This window comes from Cytobacillus praedii (assembly GCF_001439605.1).
GTDB classification, from domain to species: domain Bacteria; phylum Bacillota; class Bacilli; order Bacillales; family Cytobacillaceae; genus Cytobacillus; species Cytobacillus praedii.
Genome location: NZ_LMBX01000007.1, coordinates 73,958 through 96,227, shown reverse-complemented (window position 1 = coordinate 96,227; position 22,270 = coordinate 73,958). Strand labels below are relative to the sequence as shown.

At 37.6% G+C, this 22,270-nt stretch carries 24 protein-coding genes; all 24 read right to left on the bottom strand.

Features of this window, described 5'->3' with window-relative positions; genetic code table 11:
* Positions 1–2 precede the first annotated feature (2 nt).
* A complete protein-coding gene (locus ASU02_RS09710) occupies positions 3–2,057 on the bottom strand; it encodes a chemotaxis protein CheA (RefSeq protein ID WP_057763225.1) in 2,055 nt (684 codons plus the stop codon).
* A gap of 21 nt (positions 2,058–2,078) precedes the next feature.
* On the bottom strand, positions 2,079–3,176 hold the full coding sequence (locus ASU02_RS09705; protein ID WP_057763224.1) for a protein-glutamate methylesterase/protein-glutamine glutaminase: 1,098 nt from the start codon (positions 3,174–3,176) through the stop codon (positions 2,079–2,081).
* Positions 3,177–3,186: 10 nt separating this feature from the next.
* Complete coding sequence (locus ASU02_RS09700; RefSeq protein ID WP_057763223.1) at positions 3,187–4,056, bottom strand: MinD/ParA family protein; 870 nt, start codon at positions 4,054–4,056, stop codon at positions 3,187–3,189.
* A 1-nt stretch (position 4,057) separates the two neighbouring features.
* Positions 4,058–5,221: a flagellar biosynthesis protein FlhF gene (gene flhF / locus ASU02_RS09695; RefSeq protein ID WP_057763222.1), complete on the bottom strand. Its 1,164-nt coding sequence runs from the start codon at positions 5,219–5,221 to the stop codon at positions 4,058–4,060.
* Positions 5,218–7,254, bottom strand: a complete 2,037-nt coding sequence (gene flhA, locus ASU02_RS09690) for a flagellar biosynthesis protein FlhA (protein WP_057763221.1) — start codon at positions 7,252–7,254, stop codon at positions 5,218–5,220. The genes flhF and flhA overlap by 4 nt, the downstream gene beginning before the upstream one ends.
* Before the next feature lie 210 nt (positions 7,255–7,464).
* Complete coding sequence (gene flhB / locus ASU02_RS09685) at positions 7,465–8,550, bottom strand: flagellar biosynthesis protein FlhB (protein WP_057763220.1); 1,086 nt, start codon at positions 8,548–8,550, stop codon at positions 7,465–7,467.
* Entirely contained in the window at positions 8,547–9,329 is a 783-nt protein-coding gene (fliR, locus tag ASU02_RS09680) for a flagellar biosynthetic protein FliR (RefSeq protein ID WP_057763336.1), read from the bottom strand. The genes flhB and fliR overlap by 4 nt, the downstream gene beginning before the upstream one ends.
* Before the next feature lie 4 nt (positions 9,330–9,333).
* A complete protein-coding gene (fliQ, locus tag ASU02_RS09675; RefSeq protein ID WP_053475676.1) occupies positions 9,334–9,603 on the bottom strand; it encodes a flagellar biosynthesis protein FliQ in 270 nt (89 codons plus the stop codon).
* A gap of 17 nt (positions 9,604–9,620) precedes the next feature.
* Positions 9,621–10,286 (bottom strand): flagellar type III secretion system pore protein FliP, encoded by a 666-nt coding sequence (gene fliP / locus ASU02_RS09670; protein WP_053475675.1) that lies wholly within the window; start codon positions 10,284–10,286, stop codon positions 9,621–9,623.
* Positions 10,283–10,945 carry a flagellar biosynthetic protein FliO gene (locus ASU02_RS09665; RefSeq protein ID WP_232426219.1) on the bottom strand — a complete coding sequence of 221 codons (663 nt, stop codon included), beginning with the start codon at positions 10,943–10,945 and terminating at the stop codon, positions 10,283–10,285. Before ASU02_RS09665 ends, fliP begins: the two co-directional genes overlap by 4 nt.
* A 28-nt stretch (positions 10,946–10,973) precedes the next feature.
* Complete coding sequence (locus tag ASU02_RS09660) at positions 10,974–11,336, bottom strand: response regulator (protein ID WP_057763219.1); 363 nt, start codon at positions 11,334–11,336, stop codon at positions 10,974–10,976.
* 19 nt (positions 11,337–11,355) lie between these two features.
* A complete protein-coding gene (fliY, locus tag ASU02_RS09655) occupies positions 11,356–12,642 on the bottom strand; it encodes a flagellar motor switch phosphatase FliY (RefSeq protein WP_057763218.1) in 1,287 nt (428 codons plus the stop codon).
* The gene (fliM, locus tag ASU02_RS09650; RefSeq protein ID WP_057763217.1) at positions 12,629–13,630 is read right to left on the bottom strand and encodes a flagellar motor switch protein FliM; all 1,002 of its coding nucleotides are present in this window, start codon (positions 13,628–13,630) and stop codon (positions 12,629–12,631) included. The genes fliY and fliM overlap by 14 nt, the downstream gene beginning before the upstream one ends.
* Positions 13,631–13,759: 129 nt before the next feature.
* Entirely contained in the window at positions 13,760–14,191 is a 432-nt protein-coding gene (gene fliL, locus ASU02_RS09645) for a flagellar basal body-associated protein FliL (protein ID WP_057763216.1), read from the bottom strand.
* Entirely contained in the window at positions 14,181–14,402 is a 222-nt protein-coding gene (locus ASU02_RS09640) for a flagellar FlbD family protein (protein ID WP_057763215.1), read from the bottom strand. The genes fliL and ASU02_RS09640 overlap by 11 nt, the downstream gene beginning before the upstream one ends.
* Before the next feature lie 53 nt (positions 14,403–14,455).
* Entirely contained in the window at positions 14,456–15,658 is a 1,203-nt protein-coding gene (locus ASU02_RS09635; protein ID WP_057763214.1) for a flagellar hook protein FlgE, read from the bottom strand.
* 80 nt (positions 15,659–15,738) lie between these two features.
* Complete coding sequence (locus ASU02_RS09630; protein ID WP_057763213.1) at positions 15,739–16,128, bottom strand: TIGR02530 family flagellar biosynthesis protein; 390 nt, start codon at positions 16,126–16,128, stop codon at positions 15,739–15,741.
* A gap of 17 nt (positions 16,129–16,145) precedes the next feature.
* A complete protein-coding gene (flgD, locus tag ASU02_RS09625; RefSeq protein ID WP_057763212.1) occupies positions 16,146–16,781 on the bottom strand; it encodes a flagellar hook assembly protein FlgD in 636 nt (211 codons plus the stop codon).
* A 12-nt stretch (positions 16,782–16,793) separates the two neighbouring features.
* Positions 16,794–18,080, bottom strand: a complete 1,287-nt coding sequence (locus ASU02_RS09620; RefSeq protein ID WP_057763211.1) for a flagellar hook-length control protein FliK — start codon at positions 18,078–18,080, stop codon at positions 16,794–16,796.
* Positions 18,081–18,110: 30 nt separating this feature from the next.
* Positions 18,111–18,713 carry a MotE family protein gene (locus ASU02_RS09615; RefSeq protein WP_057763210.1) on the bottom strand — a complete coding sequence of 201 codons (603 nt, stop codon included), beginning with the start codon at positions 18,711–18,713 and terminating at the stop codon, positions 18,111–18,113.
* Between the two features lie 8 nt (positions 18,714–18,721).
* Positions 18,722–19,165 (bottom strand): flagellar export protein FliJ, encoded by a 444-nt coding sequence (gene fliJ, locus ASU02_RS09610; RefSeq protein ID WP_057763209.1) that lies wholly within the window; start codon positions 19,163–19,165, stop codon positions 18,722–18,724.
* A 5-nt stretch (positions 19,166–19,170) separates the two neighbouring features.
* Positions 19,171–20,487, bottom strand: coding sequence for a flagellar protein export ATPase FliI (fliI, locus tag ASU02_RS09605; protein ID WP_057763208.1), 1,317 nt, complete (start codon positions 20,485–20,487; stop codon positions 19,171–19,173).
* Between the two features lie 3 nt (positions 20,488–20,490).
* A complete protein-coding gene (gene fliH, locus ASU02_RS09600; protein WP_057763207.1) occupies positions 20,491–21,267 on the bottom strand; it encodes a flagellar assembly protein FliH in 777 nt (258 codons plus the stop codon).
* Positions 21,251–22,267: a flagellar motor switch protein FliG gene (gene fliG / locus ASU02_RS09595; protein WP_057763206.1), complete on the bottom strand. Its 1,017-nt coding sequence runs from the start codon at positions 22,265–22,267 to the stop codon at positions 21,251–21,253. The genes fliH and fliG overlap by 17 nt, the downstream gene beginning before the upstream one ends.
* Positions 22,268–22,270: the final 3 nt, after the last annotated feature.

The following is a 22,270-nucleotide window of genomic DNA, read 5'->3' as shown; positions in this document are numbered from 1 at the left end:
GGTTATTTAATTAATGCATTGCAATCAACAATCAAGGCAACTTGACCATTCCCTAGGATCGTAGCACCCGAAATGGCAAATACATTTGTTAAATAATTTCCTAAAGATTTTAAAACAACTTCCTGTTGTCCAATAAACGAATCAACAACTAGACCAGCCATTTTATCACCTTTTCGTACAATAACAACTGAGTAAAACTCATCATCTTCTGTAACAACAGGTACTTCAAAAATATCTTTTAAGAATAGAAGCGGTACGACCTTGCCCCTAAAATCAATTACTCTCTGATTATGTGCATTTAGTATCTCTGCCTTATTCACAATCGCTGTTTCTATAATAGACGATAGCGGAATAGCAAACTTTTCATTTTGAATTTCTGTTAACATAACTGAAATAATTGATAGAGTCAGAGGCAGCTGGATTGAGAATATTGACCCTTGTCCAAGACGCGATTCAATTGAAATCGTTCCGCCTAAAGATTCAATCGTACTTTTCACAACATCTAATCCAACACCGCGGCCAGAAACATCTGATATTTTTTCCGCAGTGGAAAATCCTGATGCTAAAATCAATTCATAAACTTGATTATCTGTCATAGATGCAGCAGCCTGTTCTGTAACAATCCCTTTACTTAACGCTTTAGCTAGAACTTTATCTCTGCTAATTCCTGCTCCATCATCCTCGATCTCTATAAATACATGATTTCCGCTGTGGTAAGCCTTAAGTACAACTGTTCCTTCTTCAGGTTTTCCATTAGCTTTTCTCACCTCAGGCGTTTCGACACCATGATCAAGAGCATTTCTAATTAAATGTACAAGAGGATCTCCAATTTCATCAATAACTGTACGATCTAGTTCAGTTTCGGCACCGATGATTTCAAGATTGATTTTTTTATTTAAATCACGTGCAAGTTGACGAACCATACGCGGAAAACGATTAAAGACAGTTTCAACCGGAACCATACGCATATTAAGAATAATATTTTGTAAATCACCCGTTACTCTTGACATACGTTCAACCGTCTCGTGCAATTCTTGATTGTTTAGATCTCTAGAAATTTGTTCTAAACGTCCTCTATCAATGACTAATTCTTCGAACAAATTCATTAAGATATCTAATCTTTCAATGTTTACTCGAATCGTTTTATTACTTGTTTGTTTTGCTGATGAAGTAGTCTTTTTATCTTCTTTCTTATTAGGTGCGTCTACATTTTTCTCCACTTCTTTTGCAGGTGTTTCAATTTCTGGTGTTTGAGTAATTTCCGCTTCCTCTACTTCAAATTGCCGGAGCTCTTCTAAAGAGATAGGATTTACATCTACCTTGTCAACCTCAGAAACCTTCATTAGTTTCTTTTGAATATCATCCTTCATTTCCTTCGAAACAATTGTTACTGTGAATTCATGATCAAACTGTTCTTCTTCAAGCTGATCAACAGCTGGATTAGATTTAATGACCTCTCCAATCTTCTCTAAGATTTCGAAAATCATAAATACTCTTGCTGCTTTTAATAAACAATCTTCTCTTAACGCAACCGTAATTTCAAAAGTTTCAAAACCTTGTTCTTTTGATTGTTGAAGAACAGTATATTCAAACTCATCATACTGGCTTTTTGCTGCGTGTAAAGGTTCAGCAACTGCGGCAGCAACTTCTGATTTTGCTTCTGCTAGAACAGGGCTTTCTCCTTTTTCAATTAGCAATAACTTTCCAACAGCATCTGATACATCTCTTTTTCCATCTCCGCCTTCAGCAATTGATTGCACCATTGCTTCAAGATCATCCACAGCCAGAAAAACAACATCTAATATTTCTGGATTGAATTTAATCTTATGATTACGAATGGCATCAAGGACATTCTCCATTTGATGGGTAAGCTTTGCTAAATCCTCATAACCCATCGTTGCAGACATTCCTTTTAATGTATGGGCAGAACGGAAAATTTCATTTACAATTGCAATATTTTCCGGATTCTTCTCCAATTCAAGAAGCTGTTCATTACATGCTTGTAAATGTTCTTTACTTTCTTCTATAAATACTTCTAAATATTGATTCATATCCATGTGGCCCACACCCCTTAAGCATTAAACATATTTCAAAATAGTTTGTGCTATATTCTCTACGTCTTGTATTTCATCAACTAAATGAGTGGCTATTGCAGCTTTAGGCATTCCAAAAACGATAGAGGTTTCCTGCGATTCAGCAATTGACTTCACTGACCCATTGTTCTTTAATGCGACCAACCCTTTTGAGCCATCTGAACCCATGCCAGTCATAATAACTGCTACCTTCGAATATTGATTTATCTCGCTTATTGATTCAAACAAGACATCAACAGCTGGTCTATGCCCATTTCTTGCTTCTGATTGATCAAGGCAAATAACTAAATTCGATCCCTCTTGTTTCGCTCTCATATGATAGCCGCCTGGTGCAATATATGCAGTTCCCTTTTGTACAACATCTCCATCGCATGCTTCTTTTACTGAAATTGCACAAAGTGTATCTAACCTAGCCGCTAAAGATTTTGTAAATCCTGCAGGCATATGCTGAACAATAAGTACAGCTGAATCAAGGCTTGCGGGCAAACGTGTTAGCACATTTTGAAGAGCCCTTGGCCCACCTGTGGAAGTGCCAATACATATGATCTTCTTTGATAGAGTTGGCACTTTACCAACAGATTTATTTACTCGATACTCTTCCTTTGGTTCTATTTTACTATAACTTTCGGCCTGAGTAGTAGATAAATATTTGTCTGATGATATTTTTATCAATTGCTTACGGTTAACTTTGCTAACTGACAGTACCTTCCGAACGAGTTCCTCCTTAATTTTATGTAAATCAAGAGAAATTGCACCTGAAGGCTTGGCGATAAAATCAATCGCCCCCGATTGCATGGCCGATATTGTATTTTCCGCTCCCGCTTTCGTCGTACTTGAAAGCATGATGACTGGGACAGGACATTCCTTCATAATTATTTTTAATGCCTCAATCCCATCTAAAACAGGCATTTCAACATCCATAGTGATAACATCTGGTTTTAATTCTTTTAACTTCTCAATTCCATCTTTCCCATTTCTTGCTGAACCAACTACTTGGATTCGTGGATCCTCAGATAAAAAATCAGAAATAAGTTTTCTCATAAAGGCCGAATCATCCACTACCAGCACATTAACTTTCGACATGCCTGATCCCCTACCTTTCAAAGAGAAATTGCTTTAATTTTGATACAAAGTGAAGTGAGGTACTTAATTTAAATTCTTGTGATAATTGTCCTCGTGTATACTTGTTTGAAATTTCCTTTAATGCCCTTGACGCTTGTGCCTTTTCATTATATAGGATAAATGGGATTTGGCTTCTCACTGCTTGCTGGATCACTCGGTCATCTGGAACTGTTCCAAGACAAATAATCTCTCGATCAAGAAAACTTTTTACTACCTTTGAGAGACGGGTAAATGTCTGCTGACCTTCCTTTTCAGACTGTACCCGGTTAATGACTACATAAAAAGGAATCGTTGTATCCATTAAATGTATGTGCTTCATCATTGCATATGCATCTGTCATTGCTGTTGGTTCTGGAGTCGTAATTACTACGATTTCTTGTACAGATAGAATAAATTTTAAAGTACCGTCTGTAATCCCAGCACCCATGTCAAAAATGACATAGTCATATTCATTGAACATTACAGTTAGTTCTTTAATAAATTTATCAACTAACTCTACATCAAGTCCTACTAAATGAGAGAGTCCCGATCCTCCCGCAATATATTTCAACCCTTTCGGACCATCCATAACCGCATCTTTTAAAGTAATAGAGCCTGCAAAAAAATCGACAATAGAGGATTCTGATGTATTTCCCATTAGGATATCAAGGTTTCCCATTCCCATATCCATATCAAACAACAATACTCTATTTCCTTTTGATGCTAGAGAAATGGAAAAGCTCAATGATAGATTGGACTTTCCAACCCCTCCTTTTCCACTAACCACAGCCATGGTTTTTGGCGCTTTATCCTCTGCTGCCACCTTAAGTTTTATTCTTAATTCTTCAGCTTGATCTTTCATTTTATTCGACCCCAATAATCGATTTCGCAATATTATTCGGACTAACAGCTATCATATCATCTGGTACATTTTGACCGTTTGTCATGTATGCTACACCCTTGTTGTATTTATTAATCATATTGTACATGGATCCATAGCTTGAAGTTTCATCTGCCTTTGTGAAAATAAATTTATCAATGTTTATGCTAGAAAATTGTGTAAAAATATCTTCCATATCTCTTTGCTTAGCAGTTAACGAAAGAACCAAATAAGTTTCCATGTCTTCATCAAAATCGATTACTTGTTTTAAATCCTCCACATATTGCTTGTTTCTAAAATTTCTCCCTGCTGTATCAATTAGTACTAAGTCAAAATCATGGAACGTCTGTACTGCTTTTTTAAAATCATCAATTGTATAACAAACCTCTAATGGAACATTTAAGATTTTTGCATATGTTTTTAACTGATCAATCGCAGCAATTCTGTATGTGTCAGTTGTAATAAAAGCAACTTTTTTCTTATGTGTAATTACACAATCAGCTGCGATTTTCGCAAGCGTAGTCGTTTTTCCTACCCCAGTAGGACCGACAACATTTATATATTTCTTCGAAAAAGAAATACCTCCAAATGAAACACTCGAAATACGTTTAACCATTTCTTGTTCAAGCCAAGAGTACACCTGTTCAATTGATGCACTTGCCCCTTCTACATACCATTTCTCAAGCAAGGAACTTAGAATTGATGCCTGAATGGAAGCATCAATCTCTTGTTCTTTTAAAAGCTTGTCCATCAGTTGAAGGGGGGCAGGATAAGAAGGTGATGCACTAACCGATCCTGCGGGAATACTCTTTAATAAAGCTTTAAGCTCATTTAATTCTTTAACTATTTCACCAGAAGGCTTTTGTTCTGCAGCACTAACGTTCTGTAGAACCTGATTCCTCGCTTCATCATTTTGTTCTATTTTTGATGAAATCATTTGCTTTTGCTTTACTTTTGGCATTTGCTGATATTTCGGCTTAGGATCAGCTGCAGCAATGACCTCGATCGTACGCTTTTTAAATAAACCTAAAAACCCACCGGTATGTGCAATTTTCGAATTTAATATAACTGCGTCATTTCCTAACTCAGCTCGGATTTTCTTCATGGCTTCTGTCATATTAGCCGCCACATATTTTTTTACCTTCAATCTACATTCACCACCCCAACACTTTGTACCTCTACGTTTGCCTCAAGCTCGTTATAAGATAAAATTGGAATTTGCGGAAAATAACGCTCTGTTAATTGCCTTACATACATTCTGACTGCAGGAGAACATAAGACAATAGGAGTTTGTTCGATGAGTGATAATTGTTCCACTTGTGATGCGATTGATTCAAGTATTCCTTGCGATATAGCAGGATCAATAGACAAGTAATTCCCATGCTCTGTTTGCTGAATCCCGTCTGCAATTAGCTTCTCCACTTTCCCAGAAAGTGTGACAACCTTTAACGAATCACCTGCCTGTGAAAATTGATTCGTTATTTGCCGTGCCAATGCTTGACGAACATATTCCGTAAGCAAATCAGTATCGCTTGTTACTTTGCCAAAATCAGCTAACGTTTCAAAAATAATCGGCAGATTACGAACAGAAACATTTTCTTTTAACAGCTTTGCAAGCACCTTCTGTACTTCTCCTACAGTTAGAGGATTAGGTGTAACCTCCTCCACTAAAATTGGATAGCTTTCATTTAAATGATCAATCAGTTGTTTCGTTTCTTGTCTTCCAAGAAGCTCATGGGCATTTCCCTTGATCACCTCAGTAATATGTGTAGAGACTACGGATGGTGGATCAACAACAGTATAGCCAAATATTTCGGCTTGTTCCTTCATATCCTCTGTTATCCACTTTGCCGGAAGACCAAAAGAAGGTTCAACTGTATCAATTCCTTCAATAGAATCATCTTCAATTCCAGGACTCATAGCTAAGTAATGATCAAGCAAGAGCTCTCCCCTCGCCATTTCATTCCCTTTTATTTTCAATCGATACTCATTCGGCTGGAGCTGGATATTATCCCGTATTCTGACAACAGGGATAACAAGACCAAGTTCGATCGCCAGCTGTCTTCTAATCATCACAATACGATCGAGAAGATCGCCTCCCTGATTTGCATCAGCAAGCGGAATAAGTCCATACCCAAATTCGAACTCAATCGGGTCGACATTCAATAGACTAACTACACTTTCAGGACTTTTCATTTCTCCTGTTTCAATTTCTTCCTCAAGTTCCTGCAACTGTTCTTTATCTGGCTCAGGGGTTCGAGAAATCATATATCCTCCAAATCCTAGCAGTGCGGCAATAGGGAAAGTTAGAAAATTACTTATTGGCGTAAACAAACCAAGTAAAAAGATTGTAGCTCCCGTAACATAAAGCATCTTTGGAAAGGCAAACAATTGAGCTGTGATATCTGAACCAAGATTTCCATCAGATGCGGCTCTTGTTACGACAATCCCTGTCGCAGTAGAAATCAAGAGTGCGGGAATTTGGCTGACAAGACCATCACCAACAGTTAAAAGCGAGAAATGCGTGGCAGCATCACCAAATGATAATCCTAACTGCATCATTCCGATAACGATTCCGAAAATTAAATTGATGAGGACGATAATGATCCCGGCAATAGCGTCCCCCTTTACAAATTTACTAGCACCATCCATCGAACCATAGAAATCAGCTTCTCTGCTTACCTTTTCACGACGCTCTCGTGCTTGCTGCTCTGATATCATCCCAGCATTTAAATCAGCGTCAATACTCATTTGTTTCCCAGGCATCGCATCGAGGGTAAACCTCGCTGCAACTTCTGAGACACGCTCAGCACCTTTTGTAATAACGATAAACTGAATAATAATGAGAATTAAAAACACAACAAGTCCAACAATAATATTTCCGCCAACTACGAAGGTACCAAAGGTATGAACGACACCACCAGCTTCTCCAGTTGAAAGGATAGAACGTGTAGTGGAAACATTCAGGCCAAGTCGAAATAATGTCAATAATAGCAACAATGATGGGAAAATTGAAAATTCAAGCGGCTCACGCATGTTCATCGTCGTTAATAAAACTAGGAGAGCCAAAGTAATATTAATTAAAATGAGTATACTCAGCAGCCAAGTTGGAAATGGAATGATTAACATGGCTACGATTAAGATTACACTTACCAAAACCGATAAGTCTCTTGCTGACATATATTTCCTCTCCTATTAGAAAAGCGTAAGTGCCTTGGTTACCATCAGGCATCTCACAAGTTGAGCATCACGGAAAGGTAATTTTCACCTTTTTGTGATGCTTGGCTTGTGACCTTTAGGCCAACACTCGTCGTCCCGTCGCAATGTAAATACATCACTTTCGTACGTCGGGGCAGCAATGGTGCTAGACACTATTAAACTTCAATATTATTAGATTTTCTTCTTAGTTCTGTATACATAGGCAAGAATTTCTGCAACGGCTTTGAAGAATTCCTCTGGAATCGCGTCACCGATGTCTGCCTGACTATATAAAGCTCTCGCAAGAGGCCTATTTTCTACTGTAATAATATCTTTTTCTTTTGCAATTAGCTTTATTTTTTGAGCAACAAAATCTACCCCTTTTGCAACAACATATGGTGCATCCGATTTTGTTTCATCATATTTTAAAGCAACTGCGAAGTGGGTTGGATTCGTGATGACAACATCCGCATTGGGAACTTCTTGCATCATTCGTCTCATCGCCATTTCTCGTTGCCTTTGCTTTATTTTTGATTTAATAAGGGGATCCCCCTCAATATTTTTAAACTCGTCTTTAATGTCTTGCTTCGACATTCGGATATTCTTTTCAAAATCATATTTTTGATATAGATAATCTAATAGAGATAGAAACAATAACGCACCTGATGCAAACAATCCCATCTTGATGGTTAAGTTTCCTATTGTCGCTAATGCAGCTCCAACGGGCTTTTGCGACAAAATTAAAATTTCATCAATACTGCCCCATAAAACAAGAAATGTAACAAGACCAACAAATCCTATTTTTAGCATTGATTTTAAAAGCTCAACAAGGGCTCTAAGGGCAAAAATCCTTTTAAAGCCTTTAATCGGATCCAGTTTTTCGAGCTTCGGCTGGATGACTTCCGTCGAAAATAGAATCCCAACTTGCATATAATTCGATGCTACTCCTGCAATTAACGCAACAAACATAATCGGTCCTAAAAGGAATACAAGCTCTTTCAAAATGGAAAGAAAAACCGACTGAATATTTGCTTCCGTTAACTCTGTAAGCATAATTTCCTGAAAGCCGTGCCTCATCACATACAAAACAATATCTTTCATATAGGAACCTGCAAATAGGAAAAAGAGAAAGACAGCAAGTAAACTAATTGCCGTATTCACATCTTGGCTTTTGGCAACTTGTCCTTTTTTACGAGAATCCTGCCTCTTCTTTGGGGTTGCTTTTTCTGTCTTTTCACCTGAAAAAAGCTGCAAATCTAACGTTAATAATAATTTCATCTGCTTGTTCCCCCAATAATGTCCATGAGACCGCGCATCGTATTTAACATCGTTTCAAATAAATGTGAAACAGCAAACAGCATCACACTCATCACCGCTATGAGAACGAGGAAACTCACTCCTATTTTCAAAGGAAGCCCGACAACAAAAACATTAAGCTGTGGAACCGTTCTCGCTACAATTCCTAAAGCTATATCGACTAAAAATAGACTTCCGACAACAGGAATAGACATTTGAAAAGCAATAATGAACATCGAATTAAATGCTTTAATTACATATTCAACCAAATTTTCATCCCCAAATGGAATCCATGGCTGATCTAAAGGAATAAACTCATAGCTGTAAAACACTCCATCTAGCATAAGATGATGGCCGTTCACTGTCAGTAAAAAAAAGAGTCCAATTGTATATAGATATTGACCCATTAAAGGACTTTGTGCACCAGTCTGCGGATCGATCACATTTGCAATTGCAAATCCCATTTGGAAATCAATAAAGCCACCTGCAATTTGGATAGCAGATAAAATTAAATAAGCGATAAATCCTATGAATAAACCAACAAGTGCTTCTTTTATAATTAATAAGAAATAAGTATGATCAATTTCCAGCGTTGGTGCATCAAGAGTAACAACCATGATAACTGCCATAAAAAAGCCTAATCCGATTTTCGCCGCTACTGGAATGGAACGGTATGAAAAAAGGGGCATCATCAGAAAAAAAGATGTTACCCTCACAAACACTAGTAAAAAAGCTGGAAAAGCGGGTATTAAGTCTACCATATCATCAACCCACAAACCTCGTTAAGTTTGAAAAAATTTCACCTGCATAAGAAAGCATATGACTTAGCATCCACGGTCCAAAAAACACAAGTCCCGCAAGAACAGCAACAATCTTGGGTATGAACGCTAATGTTTGTTCTTGAATTTGTGTTGTCGCCTGGAAAATACTGACAATTAATCCAACGACAAGTGCCAGCAGCAATAATGGTCCACAAATAAGTAATACAGTCATAATGCCACGTTCTGCAATTGAAATAACTGTTTCGGGAGTCATTTTATACATTCACCTGCTTAAAAGCTTTGTAAAAGAGATTTTACGACGAGATACCATCCATCAACAAGGACAAATAACAAGATTTTAAAAGGCAATGAAATCATTACTGGAGGAAGCATCATCATCCCCATTGACATGAGGATACTTGCCACTACCATATCAATTACGAGAAAAGGTATAAATATCATAAATCCGATTTGGAATGCGGTTTTAATTTCACTAATAGCAAAGGCTGGTACTAGTGAAGTTAACGGAATGTCTTCAACTGATTTTGGCGGTTCTGCCTTAGAATACTCCAGAAATAAAGCTAAATCCTTTTGTCTCGTATGTGCACTCATAAATTCCTTAAATGGAACGGAAGCTTTCTCATATGCTTGCTCTAAATTGATTTCTTCATTAAACAGCGGTGTTAGCGCTTCTTCATTCACTTGTTGCATTGTCGGAGCCATGATAAAAAAGGTTAAAAATAAAGATAATCCGATTATTACTTGATTTGGAGGCATTTGCTGTGTTGCAAGCGCCGTTCTGACAAAGGAGAGAACAATGACAATTCTTGTAAAACAAGTCATTAATATGAGAATACTAGGTGCCAATGACAACACAGTCAGCATTAAAACTAATTTTACTGAAGTCGAAACATTCTCAGGCGAACTATTATTAAAAAACTCCATAAATTCATTCATCGCTCGTCTGATCCTTTCTTCTCCATTTCGTCAAATAATTTCTGCCTGTCTGTATTTAAGTTATCTAGCTGTTGTTTAAGCAATGATTGAAACTGGTTCCCTTTGTTTTCATTTGATTGACTCTTTTTTCTTCTTTGAAGTACCTTTGTCACAATATCGCTTGGCTGTACAAGCTGTTCCATTTTTTCATTATAGTCTGAGATAATTTGACTGCATTCCTCTGAGTCCGTAAGTTCCTTTAATAGCTGAATATTTTCACCAACACCTACGATCAAGATACGATTACCAACCTTTATTAGCTGAACAGATCGATTCGTACCAAGTGCAGTGCCTCCCAAATTTTCTATGAGTCTGCTGCTTTTATAATTTTTACTTCTCTTATTAATAAACTTAAGCAGGAAATAAAGCAGAGCAACTACAAAAGCTGTTGCAAGGATCATTTTTAGAACATCCCAAGCGTTGATACCAACCTTTGAAGATTCAGCACTGCCTTGCTCTTCCTGTTTTGTTGGTGTTTGATCATCACCGCAAGCGTCTGGATGTTCTAAACAATCTCTCACACTATTGTTTAATTGCTCTGCATAGGCTGGTGCATCCAAGCCCAGCAGAGCAATTCCTATAATAAGTAGCAAAAGAATAGTCCGATTAACATATTGCAATATACTGCACCCTCTAATCAATAGATTATTATCCTAAAGTTTTCGAGATTGCTTCAATAACACGATCAGCCTGGAAAGGTTTAACAATAAAGTCTTTTGCGCCAGCTTGAATAGCATCAATAACCATTGCTTGTTGCCCCATTGCAGAACACATAAGCACTTTTGCATTAGGATTTATTTTCTTTATTTCTTTTAATGCTGTAATTCCATCCATTTCAGGCATCGTAATATCCATTGTCACTAAATCTGGTTGAAATTCTTTATACTTCTCTACTGCTTGTACTCCATCAGCAGCTTCCCCGACTACTTCATACCCATTTTTTGTTAGAATATCTTTAATCATCATTCTCATAAATGCTGCATCATCAACAATTAAAATTTTTTGTGCCATTCCTCATAACCCCCATGCATTATCTAAGTTTTTTTAATCGATCACTTTGACTAATAATATCCGTAACCCTTACTCCAAAGTTTTCATCAATAACTACAACCTCACCTTGGGCAATTAGACGGTTATTTACAAGAATATCAACCGGTTCACCTGCGAGTTTATCAAGTTCAATTATAGAACCAGCTGAAAGCTCAAGAATTTCCTTTACAGATCGTTTTGTTCTGCCAAGCTCCACTGTTACTTGCAGTGGAATATCGAGCAGCATATTTAAATTCTTTGATTCTGATTCTTGTAGATGAATAGGCTCAAAGTTTGAAAATACGGCTGGCTGCACGTTCGCTTTTGGTGCTTCCGGGAAAGCTGAACCAAAATGCTGTGGTCCACTTGGCTGACCTGCTTGCTGATACCCATACGGTACTTGCTGATAACCATGCATTGGCTGCTGTTGGTAGCCACCCTGCTGATAAACAGGTTCATTCTGCATGTGTTGTGACTGGTTGAATCCATAATCCTGTCCAGCTGGCTGTTTATCGAAAGAAAGATCCGGCTGTGCTGGCTGCGTGTATGCAGGTGTGTTAACATCATCCATTACGCTGGAATCAGCGGATTCTGCACCACCAGGATTTAGCAATTCTTCAACTAAACCTTTTGCAAAATGAAGAGGTAATAGCTGCATAATATTTGAATCTATTAAGTCACCAATTTTCAATCGAAAAGATATTTTTGCCAGTATATCTTCATCAGGTATTTTATCGGTTCCTGAACCTTCTTGAACATCTAACACATCAATCATCGGTGGTGAAATATCTACCTTCTTACTAAAAATTGTAGACATCGAAGTTGCAGCTGACCCCATCATTTGGTTCATTGCTTCCTGAACTGCACTTAGCTGTATTTCGCCCATCAAATCAGATGGATTTCGTCCATCCCCACCTAGCATTAAATCAGCAATTATTGCTGCGTCCTCTTGTTTAATAACTAATAAATTACTTCCATAAAACCCTTCTGTATAACTAACTTGAATAGCAACATAAGGATGAGGGAATTCCTCTTGTAATTTTTTTTGTGAGATGACAGTAACTGTCGGCGTTGTAATATCCACTTTTTGATTTAATAAGGTAGATAGTGCTGTAGCTGAGCTGCCGAATGAAATATTTCCGATTTCTCCTAGAGCATCTTCCTCAATACTAGAAAGATAATCTTCAACTTCAAAGGAATCATCCATTATTTCTTCCGTGTCCTCATCATCTCCACCACGTAATAGAGCATCGATTTCATCTTGTGAAAGCATATCACCGCTCATCATTGTCGTCTCCCCCTTTCACTATATCCAATACTTGAATGGCTAGTTTTTTATTTACTTTTCCTGGTTGTCCAATAAATTTCGGAATATCTCCTACTTTAATAATGAGCGGTTGTTCAATTTGCTTGTTCAGCTCAATAACATCCCCAATATCCAGCATTAAGAAGTCTTGAATGCTTATTTCTGAATTGCCCAGCTCACTGACAACTGAAACTTCTGCACTTTGAATATGTTTTTCTAATCTTTCTATTTCTTCAGGTACGCGATCCTTTTTATCTGTCTGCATATAATAATGGGCAGACAGCTTAGGAATAATCGGTTCAAGTACAACATGCGGTATACAAATATTCATCATCCCGCTTGTTTCGCCAATTGTTGTGTTTAGTGAGATAACTACAACCGTCTCATTCGGTGAAACCATTGATAGGAATTGAGGATTTACTTCGAAATCCGCCAACTGCGGTTCCATTTCAACGATCGTACTCCAAGCTTCCAGATAGTTTTCGAATGCTCGTTCAAACGTATTAGACATAATTTTCGTTTCAATTTCCGTTAAATTCTCAACATTATTAACGCTCGTTCCTTTTCCTCCCATCATTCGATCCATCAATGCATACGCGATGTTCGGATTGACTTCCATTAGAATCCTTCCATCTAAAGGCGGTACTTCAAACACGTTTAATATGGTCATTTTGGGAATAGAACGAATAAACTCTTCATAAGGAATTTGGTCGGCCGATGCAACCGTAATTTGGACGTACGTTCTTAATTGAGCTGAAAAGAATGTCGTCAAAAGCCGAGCAAAATTATCATGAATCCTTGTTAAACTTCTAATTTGATCTTTTGAAAATCTTAGCGCTCGTTTGAAATCATAAACTTTTACTTTCTTCTCTGTTTGTTCTTTCTTCAATTCGTCTGCATCCATCTCACCAGTAGATAGTGCAGACAACAGGGCATCTATTTCATTTTGTGATAAAACTTCCCCAGACACGTTCCCTCACCTCCAGTAAAAAACTATGACTCATTTCACTAATGCTGTGCCGTTCATTAACTTGTGCAATTCGTAACGTCATGCAACAGCATATCAGAAAAAAGCTTGCACTCATATCAGTACTATTGGCTATGGGAGGAGAGATTCGGTGATATAGACCTCTTCTACCTTGCCCTTTTGCATGAGGCCGTTTATTTTCCCTTTTAATACCTCTTTCAACTTTGTCTGACCTTCTTTACCTTGGATATCTTCAGCAGTCATTTCAGAAAGCTCTTGGATAATAATATCCTTTACTTGAAAATCTCTTTTCTCTAACTCTTCTTTTGCCTTTTTGTTATCGGTTTGAATCTTGAAAGAAATACGAATAAAATCATTGCTTGCTAAATTTGTTGTTAGTTGCGGAACATCAACAGATGCTTCCAAAACTTCATCAATCGAAGGTTCTTTTGGTCCTGAACCATCATTATTAAGCTGCTTGACAACAATAACTGCAACAGCACCAACTAGGGTAATAGCAACAAGCATAATTATCATAATCATTACAAGCTTATTATTCTTCATCTTCATCTTCCCCCACATGCTGATGCCCTAGAAGGCTTACAGATTGATAGAAATCTTTTACTAGCTTCACTACTGCTTCCTCTGATTCCTTCACGACATATTTCCGCCCATTCGTTAGCGTAATCGTCGTATCAGGAAAAGACTCAATTACTTCGATAAAAACAGCATTTAATACAAATGCTTTCCCGTTTAAACGCGTTACCTTAATCAATGTTATATTTAGGGTTAAAGGATCAACACCTTTAACCCTATCCCTCCCTTAGCCTATCGTTTTAAGTTTACTAACTCTTGCAGGATTTCATCAGATGTTGTGATGATACGTGTGTTGGCTTGGAACCCACGTTGAGTTACGATCATTTCAGTGAATTCTTCGGAAAGATCGACATTGGACATTTCTAGCGAGCCCGCTGCAATTGATCCTCTGCCACTACCGGGAACATTAATGTTTGCAGTACCTGAGTTAATCGTTTCTTGGAATAAGTTATTCCCTGCCTTTAGAAGTCCTGAAGTGTTACTGAATTTTGCCAGTGCAACTGTTCCAAGGCTTCTAATCTGGCCATTTGAATACACTCCATTTACTTCACCAGTAGGACCAATATTAAAACTTTCTAATTTTCCTGATAAATTCCCATTAGGATTAGCTTGTGCTGTGATTGAATCTCCTTCTTGTTTAAGTTTATCAACATTAATTTTAGCAGTGCCTGCATCCGTTAACTCGAGTGTTGCTAAATCTATATCAGCAGGTGCAGTATATGTTTTATTTGTTGCATCATATGCTAATGGAACTGATATACTCGCTTTTGGATCAGCTGTAGATTTTTGATTTGTAATCTTAACTTCCCAGCCAGTCCCAGCTGCATCTACAACATATTGATAGTCTAGAGTATGTTCAACACCTTTTTCATCAACAATCTTCATCTGTTGAACATCACTGCCTGCACCAGGTTTTAACGTTGACGGATCTGGCAAACTACCATTTAATTTAATTTCATTAGTTGCTAGTGCAGGTAATGTAGCATTCACATTAACTACAATATCTTCTAGTACCCCTGATTTATATGCTTGTACTTTAAGACCATCTGAATTAACAAGAGTTCCATTATCGTCAACATAAAAATTTCCTGCTCTAGTATATAAAACCTGATCACCTTGTTTAACTACAAAATATCCATCTCCATCAATTCCTAAATCAAGTGCACGACCAGTAGATTGTAAACTAGAACCAGTATGGATAGTATCAATCGTTGCTAATGCTGAACCAAGCCCAATTTGCATCGGATTAGTCCCACCGCGATTGTCTGTTGCCGCACTAGCACCCGCAACCATTTGGTTCATTGTATCTTTGAATGTAACACGACCTTTTTTAAAGCCGTAAGTATTAACGTTAGCGATATTATTACCAATTACATCTAGCTTTGTTTGGAAGTTTTTCATTCCGCTTATCCCTGAGTACATTGAACGTAGCATGTATTATTTACTCCTCTCATATACGGCTTGCTTCAATCATTCCACAAGCCATGGCTTCCTTTTTCAGGTCCAGCCATCTTTTATTGATCTAAAAGTATCGTGCCATTTATATTGGTAAAAATTTGTGTTCGGGCTTCTTCCCGATCCATTGCCGTAATCACCGTATTGTTTTTTGCACTGACAATTAATGCCGCGTCCTTTAGCAATACAAGCGACTCCTTTACACCCTTGTTTTTTGCTTCTTGAACTTTTTCTTCAATTTGATTCCAGCGCGCTTCATTTATATGTATCCCTCTTTGAAGAAGTCGCTCTTGTGCATGCTTGCTTACAGTAAGCTTATTGTCAGACTGTAATGCATGTTGGAAATGGACAGAAAATTTATTGTTCGATTGAAGTGTATGATTGACCGATGTTGCTTTGGGTCTACTAACGGCCTTTGATTGAATCGGATGAAACATCATTTTATTCATCCAATCACTTCCTTGTACTATTCAATTTTTGTTATCTGTGAAGATGTAATCGTTGTTCCATCCTCTAATTGAAAAATTGTTTTTCCTTCTTTGAATGATACAGATTGAACCTTTGCAGATTTTTCTTCCTTATCTTCACCTAGGAAGGTCACTGTCTTGCCAATCATCATACTTGCTTGAACCATCGCATTTTCCTTTGATGTTTCATTGATTTGTGAAATATTTGCAGGCTCTAATTTTGTTCCATCATCGAGAATAAAAATAACGCTATTATCCTTAAATTGCACAGAAGCTACTCTACCTGTTCCTTCTTCAATCACAGGTTCTTTGCCTTGCTCCTTGGATGGAGTCAGCTTATGCCATGTAACATCTTTACCGACAAATTGGTTATAGGCAATAATTTGGCTCTGTTCTTGAACTTTGACAAAGTTCTCCATCGTCTTTCCCATATTGGTAATTTGCTCCAATGTAGAGAAGGTTGCCATTTGGGCAATGAAGTCTTTATCCTGCATTGGGTTCGTTGGGTCTTGATTTTGGAGCTGAACCATTAATATTTTAAGAAAGTCATCTTTTCCTAGTATGTCCGAACCTGTTTTTCGCTGCTTTTGCTGATAGTCTGATAGCAGCAGCGAAGAATCTATTGTATTCGTCATTTCCAATCACACCTACGCTTCCGTATTAAGAAGTGCTTCTTCAAATGAGTTTGTAAAATCACCATTTGAATGCTGTTCCTTTTGTTCTTCCCTTGGCTGCTGTCTTTCCTGTTGCTGCTGTTGTTCACGGTTAAATGTTCGTTCCTGTCCTGTAAACTGTTGAGAGATTTCTACTCTTTCAATTTGAATGTTTTGAGAACTAAAGGCATGCTTTAAACCATTTAGCTGCGATTCCATCATATCCTTTGCAACAGAGGTAGATGTTAAGATTCTTGCTATTATCATCGAATCTTTTTGAATTAATTCGACTCTGAGTGCACCTAAATGCTCAGGATTCAATTTAATGAATAGCCTCTGTGTACCACCAGTATTCATAAATTTACTTCTTGAGAGAATTGATTCAAACTGTTCAATTAGCTGCTCTGCAGATACTGGTCTTTGTGCATTCGTCATCAGCGTTAATTGTTCAGGCTTTGAAAGCTGTTGGAATTGAAGAAATCCTGGATGAACACTATCCGTTTTCGTTAAGACTTTTGTCATATTCTCAGCACTGACCTCAGTACCAGATAGCACAGAATTTTTGCTGTTCATTTCTTGAACAAGATTATTAAATGTTTTTTGTAAATACTCTTCCCTTGCTGCTGGTGCTTGGGCATTTAATTTTAATTCTAACTTATCATTTATACTTTTTATTAAATCTTTTAATCTAGTTTCATTTCCAAATGAGTCTTTTTGGGCTGCTATCAGATCAAACAACTTCACAGCCTTCATCCCTTGACCAAATTCTTTATCTGGCACGAGATTTACATTTTGTATTTGCAGGGATGAGATCGCTTGTAATAGTGATATAATTACATCATTTACATTTTCTTCAGAAGACTCTCCCTCGGCTTTACTTAATAGATTCTCAGCAGGTATGTTTTCATCAGCAGAAGTTAATTGATTATAAAGTTTAGTTAACAGCTGCAAAAGCTCTTCTCCAGACATATTTAATTGCTCTTGGATAAGAGAAACTACATCATTATCACTTTGAAGCATTGTTTTCCCTAATAGATCGCTTCCATTGTCAAGGTCAAGAATATCTTTTATTTGCAAAAACTGAACAAGTCCAGCCAGTTCTTCACCTGTAAGTTCGTTTGCTTGCTCATTAGCTTGCTGACTATCAGAAGACTGTGTAGAGCCTGCCATCATATTAGCAAAAACCATTGAAAACCCATTAGAGCTTTTCCCTCCAGTAGCTGCTTTTCCTCCACTTGACTGCACGAGAGAATTGATTGTCCCTAAGCTTGCTATTTCCACTTTTTCACCTCCCTTCGATGAATAGATAACCTATTCGCTTTCTTCGATATTAGCTGTTAAAAGCTCCGTATATCTTGCTGCATCCTCTGGTTCCATTTTTTCCATAATTTCCGCAAGTGTATCCGACTTAAGATTCGTTAATATTTCTAATGCTTCCGTCTCACTCATTTGTGAAAGGATAGGTGCTGCCTTTTTTGCTGAAATGGTCTCGTAAGTTTTGACAATATCCTTGAAAGCTCTTTTATTATCTTCTTTCATTGCGGTCAGCTCTTCAATTTCCGACTCTAGCTGCTCCTTTTCAAGTTTTGCTCTTGAAATTTCCTGATCCTTGCTCTCTAATTCCGTTTCTAGATTTGCAATTTTAGCTTCACGGTCTTTTATTTCCGCCTCAAGCTCGATCATCTTTGTTTCAACATCTTTCGCTGAGTTGGAAGCATCATCCGATAGAGCAGATGAAATAAATGGAATTTTTTGCCCGTATTCCTTCGTTAATTCAAAAACATTGTAACCAAGAATAGTCATCACAATTAGGGCGACCGTTATGGTAAATAACAGCGGAATAAGGACAACAAATATGAAGCTTTGGAACCTTGATGTTTTTTTCGACTCTAATTCTTCTGCAACTTTGTCCACGCTACCACCTAACTTCCCCGACTCATATATTGCTGGATCGAGATATCATCCATTTGTTTGCCTTCTAGCTGTTTAATATTTTCAGTAAAATTGGTAAAATCTTTTTCTTTAATCTTTTCATACTTCTTTACTTCCATATTCTTTTCCATCAGCTTTTCTTGATAAAAATTCATATGGTTTCTCGCATTAATAACAATTTGCTGATAATGGTTGATTGTTTTTTCAAGATTATAAATAAAATGCTGATGATGTCTCATTTCCTGAACATGTATACCATTTACAAGCCTTTCGGATTGAAAGCTTTCAAGGTCTTCTTTTTTCTTTAGTAGACCGTATAACTTTTCTGCAGCCTCTTCAAATTTTTTCACAGCCTGATTATACACATTAAAGGCTTCATCTTTTTCTCTTTCTTTAATAGAAAGAATTTTTGCGAATTTATATTGGTACTGCACGAAAGTTACTCTCCTTTCCCTACTAAACTATATAATTGCTGAATACTTTCCTGAAATGAGATCTTTTCATGTGTCGCCTGTTTCAAGAACGAAATGATCGTCGGATAAAGTCTTATTGCTTCATCAATATCCATTGAGGAGCCTTTCTTGTATGCTCCAATATTAATTAAATCCTCGGAATTTATATAAGTACTTAATACTTCCCGCAGTTTTTCTGCAGATTTCACATGATTCGCATCTACAATATTATTCATAACCCTGCTGACACTTTTAAGGACATTGACAGCAGGATACTGCCCTTTGTTTGCTAAAGCACGATCAAGAACAAAATGACCGTCTAAAATACCACGAACTGTATCTGCAATCGGTTCATTCATATCATCACCATCAACTAAAACTGTATAAATGGCAGTAATCGAGCCTTTTTCATTCGTGCCGGTTCTTTCCAACAGCTTCGGAAGAATTGCAAATACGGAAGGTGTGTACCCCTTGGTGGTAGGCGGTTCACCAATAGCCAGTCCAACTTCCCGTTGAGCCATTGCCACCCTTGTAACCGAGTCCATCATCATCATGACATTTAAGCCTTTATCACGGAAATACTCAGCTATTGCTGTAGCTGTAAATGCACCTTTTATTCGCATTAATGCAGGCTGGTCTGATGTAGCAACAATAACGATCGATCGACTTAAGCCCTCCGGTCCAAGATCCTTTTCAATAAATTCCCGAACTTCTCTTCCACGTTCACCAATTAACGCGATTACATTTAAGTCCGCCGTCGTATTCCTTGCTATCATTCCGAGCAACGTACTTTTCCCAACGCCGCTTCCGGCAAATATCCCAACTCGCTGACCAATTCCAATTGTTAGCAGGCTATCAATCATCCGTACACCAACATCAATTGGTGAAGAAATAGGCGGTCTATTAAGTGGATTTGGCGGATCCTGATCTGTCGGAACAGATGAAAGACCTTTCGGCAATGCTGAACCATCTAATGGCTGACCCACTGAATCAAGAACTGAGCCAATTAACTGAGCTCCAATCTTTATTTCTAATGGTTTTGAAGTAGCCTCAACTAAGCTGCCAGGAGAAATATCATTAATTGATGTATAAGGCATTAGAATGACATCTTCATCCTTGAACCCAACAACTTCGGCCTTGATAATTCTTTTCCGTTTATGTCCAACATGAATATAACAAACATCCCCAATTGAACTTTCTGGTCCTTGGGATTCAATCATTAATCCGACTACCCTTTTCACTCGCCCATAACGTTTAAATGTATCTAATAGGTCAATCTCATTAATTAAATCAGCGAGTTCCATTCCTTATTCACCCTCTAGCAATTCGATAAGCTTCTGCTTAATTTCTTCTAGCTGACTATCAATACTTGCGTCAATTCTTCCGTTTTCTGATTCTATTAAGCAGCTAGTTTCAGATAAATCATCGTTTGGATAAATATAAAATTCTATGTCTTTTGGAAACAATGCAATGATCTCTTCTTTATTTGCCAAAAGAAAATTATATTGAACAGGGTGCACATGAAGCTGAACTTCTTTATTATCTCTCGCTTCTTTTAATGCACGTTTTACAATAGATAGAAATTCCTCTTCATTTTCTTTTAATGTTTTCCCAAGAATTTTCCCGGCAACTTTTAATCCAATCTCAAGTATTGTCCTCTCTGATGAATCTACATGCATACGGTAATCCCTTTTTGAGGATTCTACAACTTCCTTTGCCGATTGAATTCTTTCATGAAACTCATGATATCCTTGTTGGCGCCCATCCTCTAAGCCTTGCGAAAAACCAGTATTGCGAGCCTGCTCTGCTATTTCTGCTCTCTCGACTTCAAATGCTTGTCTATCTACTTCTATTTGTTTAAGGAGCATTTCTGCTTTATGTTGAGCTTGACTGATAATTGATTCTGCCTGCATTTCTGCCTCATTTATCATCGTCTGTTTCTGTTTTTCTGTATCGATCGGTGTAAAATCTGAATCTTCTTTTTGATTCAATGTTTCAAGAATCTTAATTGCAATAATTTTCTTTTCAGTCTGTACGGGAGGAGCCCACCCAGTTCCTTTGATGAGCCTAGACAATAATATCATCTCCTCCGCCACGCGCAATGACTATCTCTCCCGCTTCTTCTAGTCGACGGATAATCGCAACGATTCGAGATTGTGCCTCTTCAACATCTCGAAGTCTGACAGGACCCATGAATTCCATTTCCTCTTTAAAGGTTTCTGCCATACGCGTTGACATATTTTTAAAGATAATATCTTTCACTTCATCACTAGAAACCTTAAGTGAAAGCATTAAATCTTCGCTCTCACAATCACGTATAACTCTTTGAATTGCACGATTATCAAGTGTAACAATATCTTCAAACACAAACATTCTCTTCTTAATTTCTTCAGCCAGTTCTGGATCTTGAATCTCTAACGCATCCAAAATTGTACGTTCCGTTGATCGGTCAACACCATTAAGGACATCCACAACAGCCTCAATTCCACCAGTTTGTGTGTAATCCTGAGTAACAGTTGCAGAAAGCTTTCTTTCAAGTATTTGTTCTACTTCATTAATAATTTCTGGTGAAGTACTGTCCATCACCGCAATTCTTCGAGCAATATCTGCCTGCATTTCCTGTGGAAGCTCCGATAAAATCTGCCCCGCCTGCGCAGCATCTAAATAAGATAGGATTAAGGCGATTGTTTGCGGATGCTCATTTTGAATAAAATTTAGTATTTGTCCTGGATCCGCTTTTCTTGCAAAATCAAATGGTCTAACTTGTAAAGATGAGGTCAACCGATTAATAATAATTGCTGCTTGCTCATTTCCTAATGCCTTTTCAAGTACTGTTTTTGCATAACCAATCCCGCCTTGAGAAATGTAATCCTGTGCTAAAGCAATATTGTGGAACTCCTCAAGAATTTCTTCCTTGGCCTGTGATTCAACCTTGCGCACGCCGGAAATCTCTAATGTTAGTTTTTCAATTTCTTCCTCACTTAAGTGTTTATAAACAGAAGAGGCTACCTCAGGACCAAGGGAAATTAAAAGGATGGCGGCTTTTTGCTTACCAGTTAATTCTTTTTGATCTCTTTTTGCCATTAT

Excerpts from the sequence above, each read along its gene's own strand:
- ASU02_RS09710 (WP_057763225.1), bottom strand. The coding sequence starts at position 2,057 with ATGGATATGAATCAATATTTAGAAGTATTTATAGAAGAAAGTAAAGAA.
- ASU02_RS09705 (WP_057763224.1), bottom strand. The coding sequence starts at position 3,176 with ATGTCGAAAGTTAATGTGCTGGTAGTGGATGATTCGGCCTTTATGAGA.
- ASU02_RS09700 (WP_057763223.1), bottom strand. The coding sequence starts at position 4,056 with ATGAAAGATCAAGCTGAAGAATTAAGAATAAAACTTAAGGTGGCAGCA.
- flhA (WP_057763221.1), bottom strand. The coding sequence starts at position 7,254 with ATGTCAGCAAGAGACTTATCGGTTTTGGTAAGTGTAATCTTAATCGTA.
- flhB (WP_057763220.1), bottom strand. The coding sequence starts at position 8,550 with ATGAAATTATTATTAACGTTAGATTTGCAGCTTTTTTCAGGTGAAAAG.
- fliR (WP_057763336.1), bottom strand. The coding sequence starts at position 9,329 with ATGGTAGACTTAATACCCGCTTTTCCAGCTTTTTTACTAGTGTTTGTG.
- fliQ (WP_053475676.1), bottom strand. The coding sequence starts at position 9,603 with ATGACTCCCGAAACAGTTATTTCAATTGCAGAACGTGGCATTATGACT.
- fliP (WP_053475675.1), bottom strand. The coding sequence starts at position 10,286 with ATGAATGAATTTATGGAGTTTTTTAATAATAGTTCGCCTGAGAATGTT.
- ASU02_RS09660 (WP_057763219.1), bottom strand. The coding sequence starts at position 11,336 with ATGGCACAAAAAATTTTAATTGTTGATGATGCAGCATTTATGAGAATG.
- fliY (WP_057763218.1), bottom strand. The coding sequence starts at position 12,642 with ATGATGAGCGGTGATATGCTTTCACAAGATGAAATCGATGCTCTATTA.
- fliL (WP_057763216.1), bottom strand. The coding sequence starts at position 14,191 with ATGAAGAATAATAAGCTTGTAATGATTATGATAATTATGCTTGTTGCT.
- ASU02_RS09635 (WP_057763214.1), bottom strand. The coding sequence starts at position 15,658 with ATGCTACGTTCAATGTACTCAGGGATAAGCGGAATGAAAAACTTCCAA.
- ASU02_RS09630 (WP_057763213.1), bottom strand. The coding sequence starts at position 16,128 with ATGAATAAAATGATGTTTCATCCGATTCAATCAAAGGCCGTTAGTAGA.
- flgD (WP_057763212.1), bottom strand. The coding sequence starts at position 16,781 with ATGACGAATACAATAGATTCTTCGCTGCTGCTATCAGACTATCAGCAA.
- fliI (WP_057763208.1), bottom strand. The coding sequence starts at position 20,487 with ATGGAACTCGCTGATTTAATTAATGAGATTGACCTATTAGATACATTT.
- fliH (WP_057763207.1), bottom strand. The coding sequence starts at position 21,267 with ATGATATTATTGTCTAGGCTCATCAAAGGAACTGGGTGGGCTCCTCCC.
- fliG (WP_057763206.1), bottom strand. The coding sequence starts at position 22,267 with ATGGCAAAAAGAGATCAAAAAGAATTAACTGGTAAGCAAAAAGCCGCC.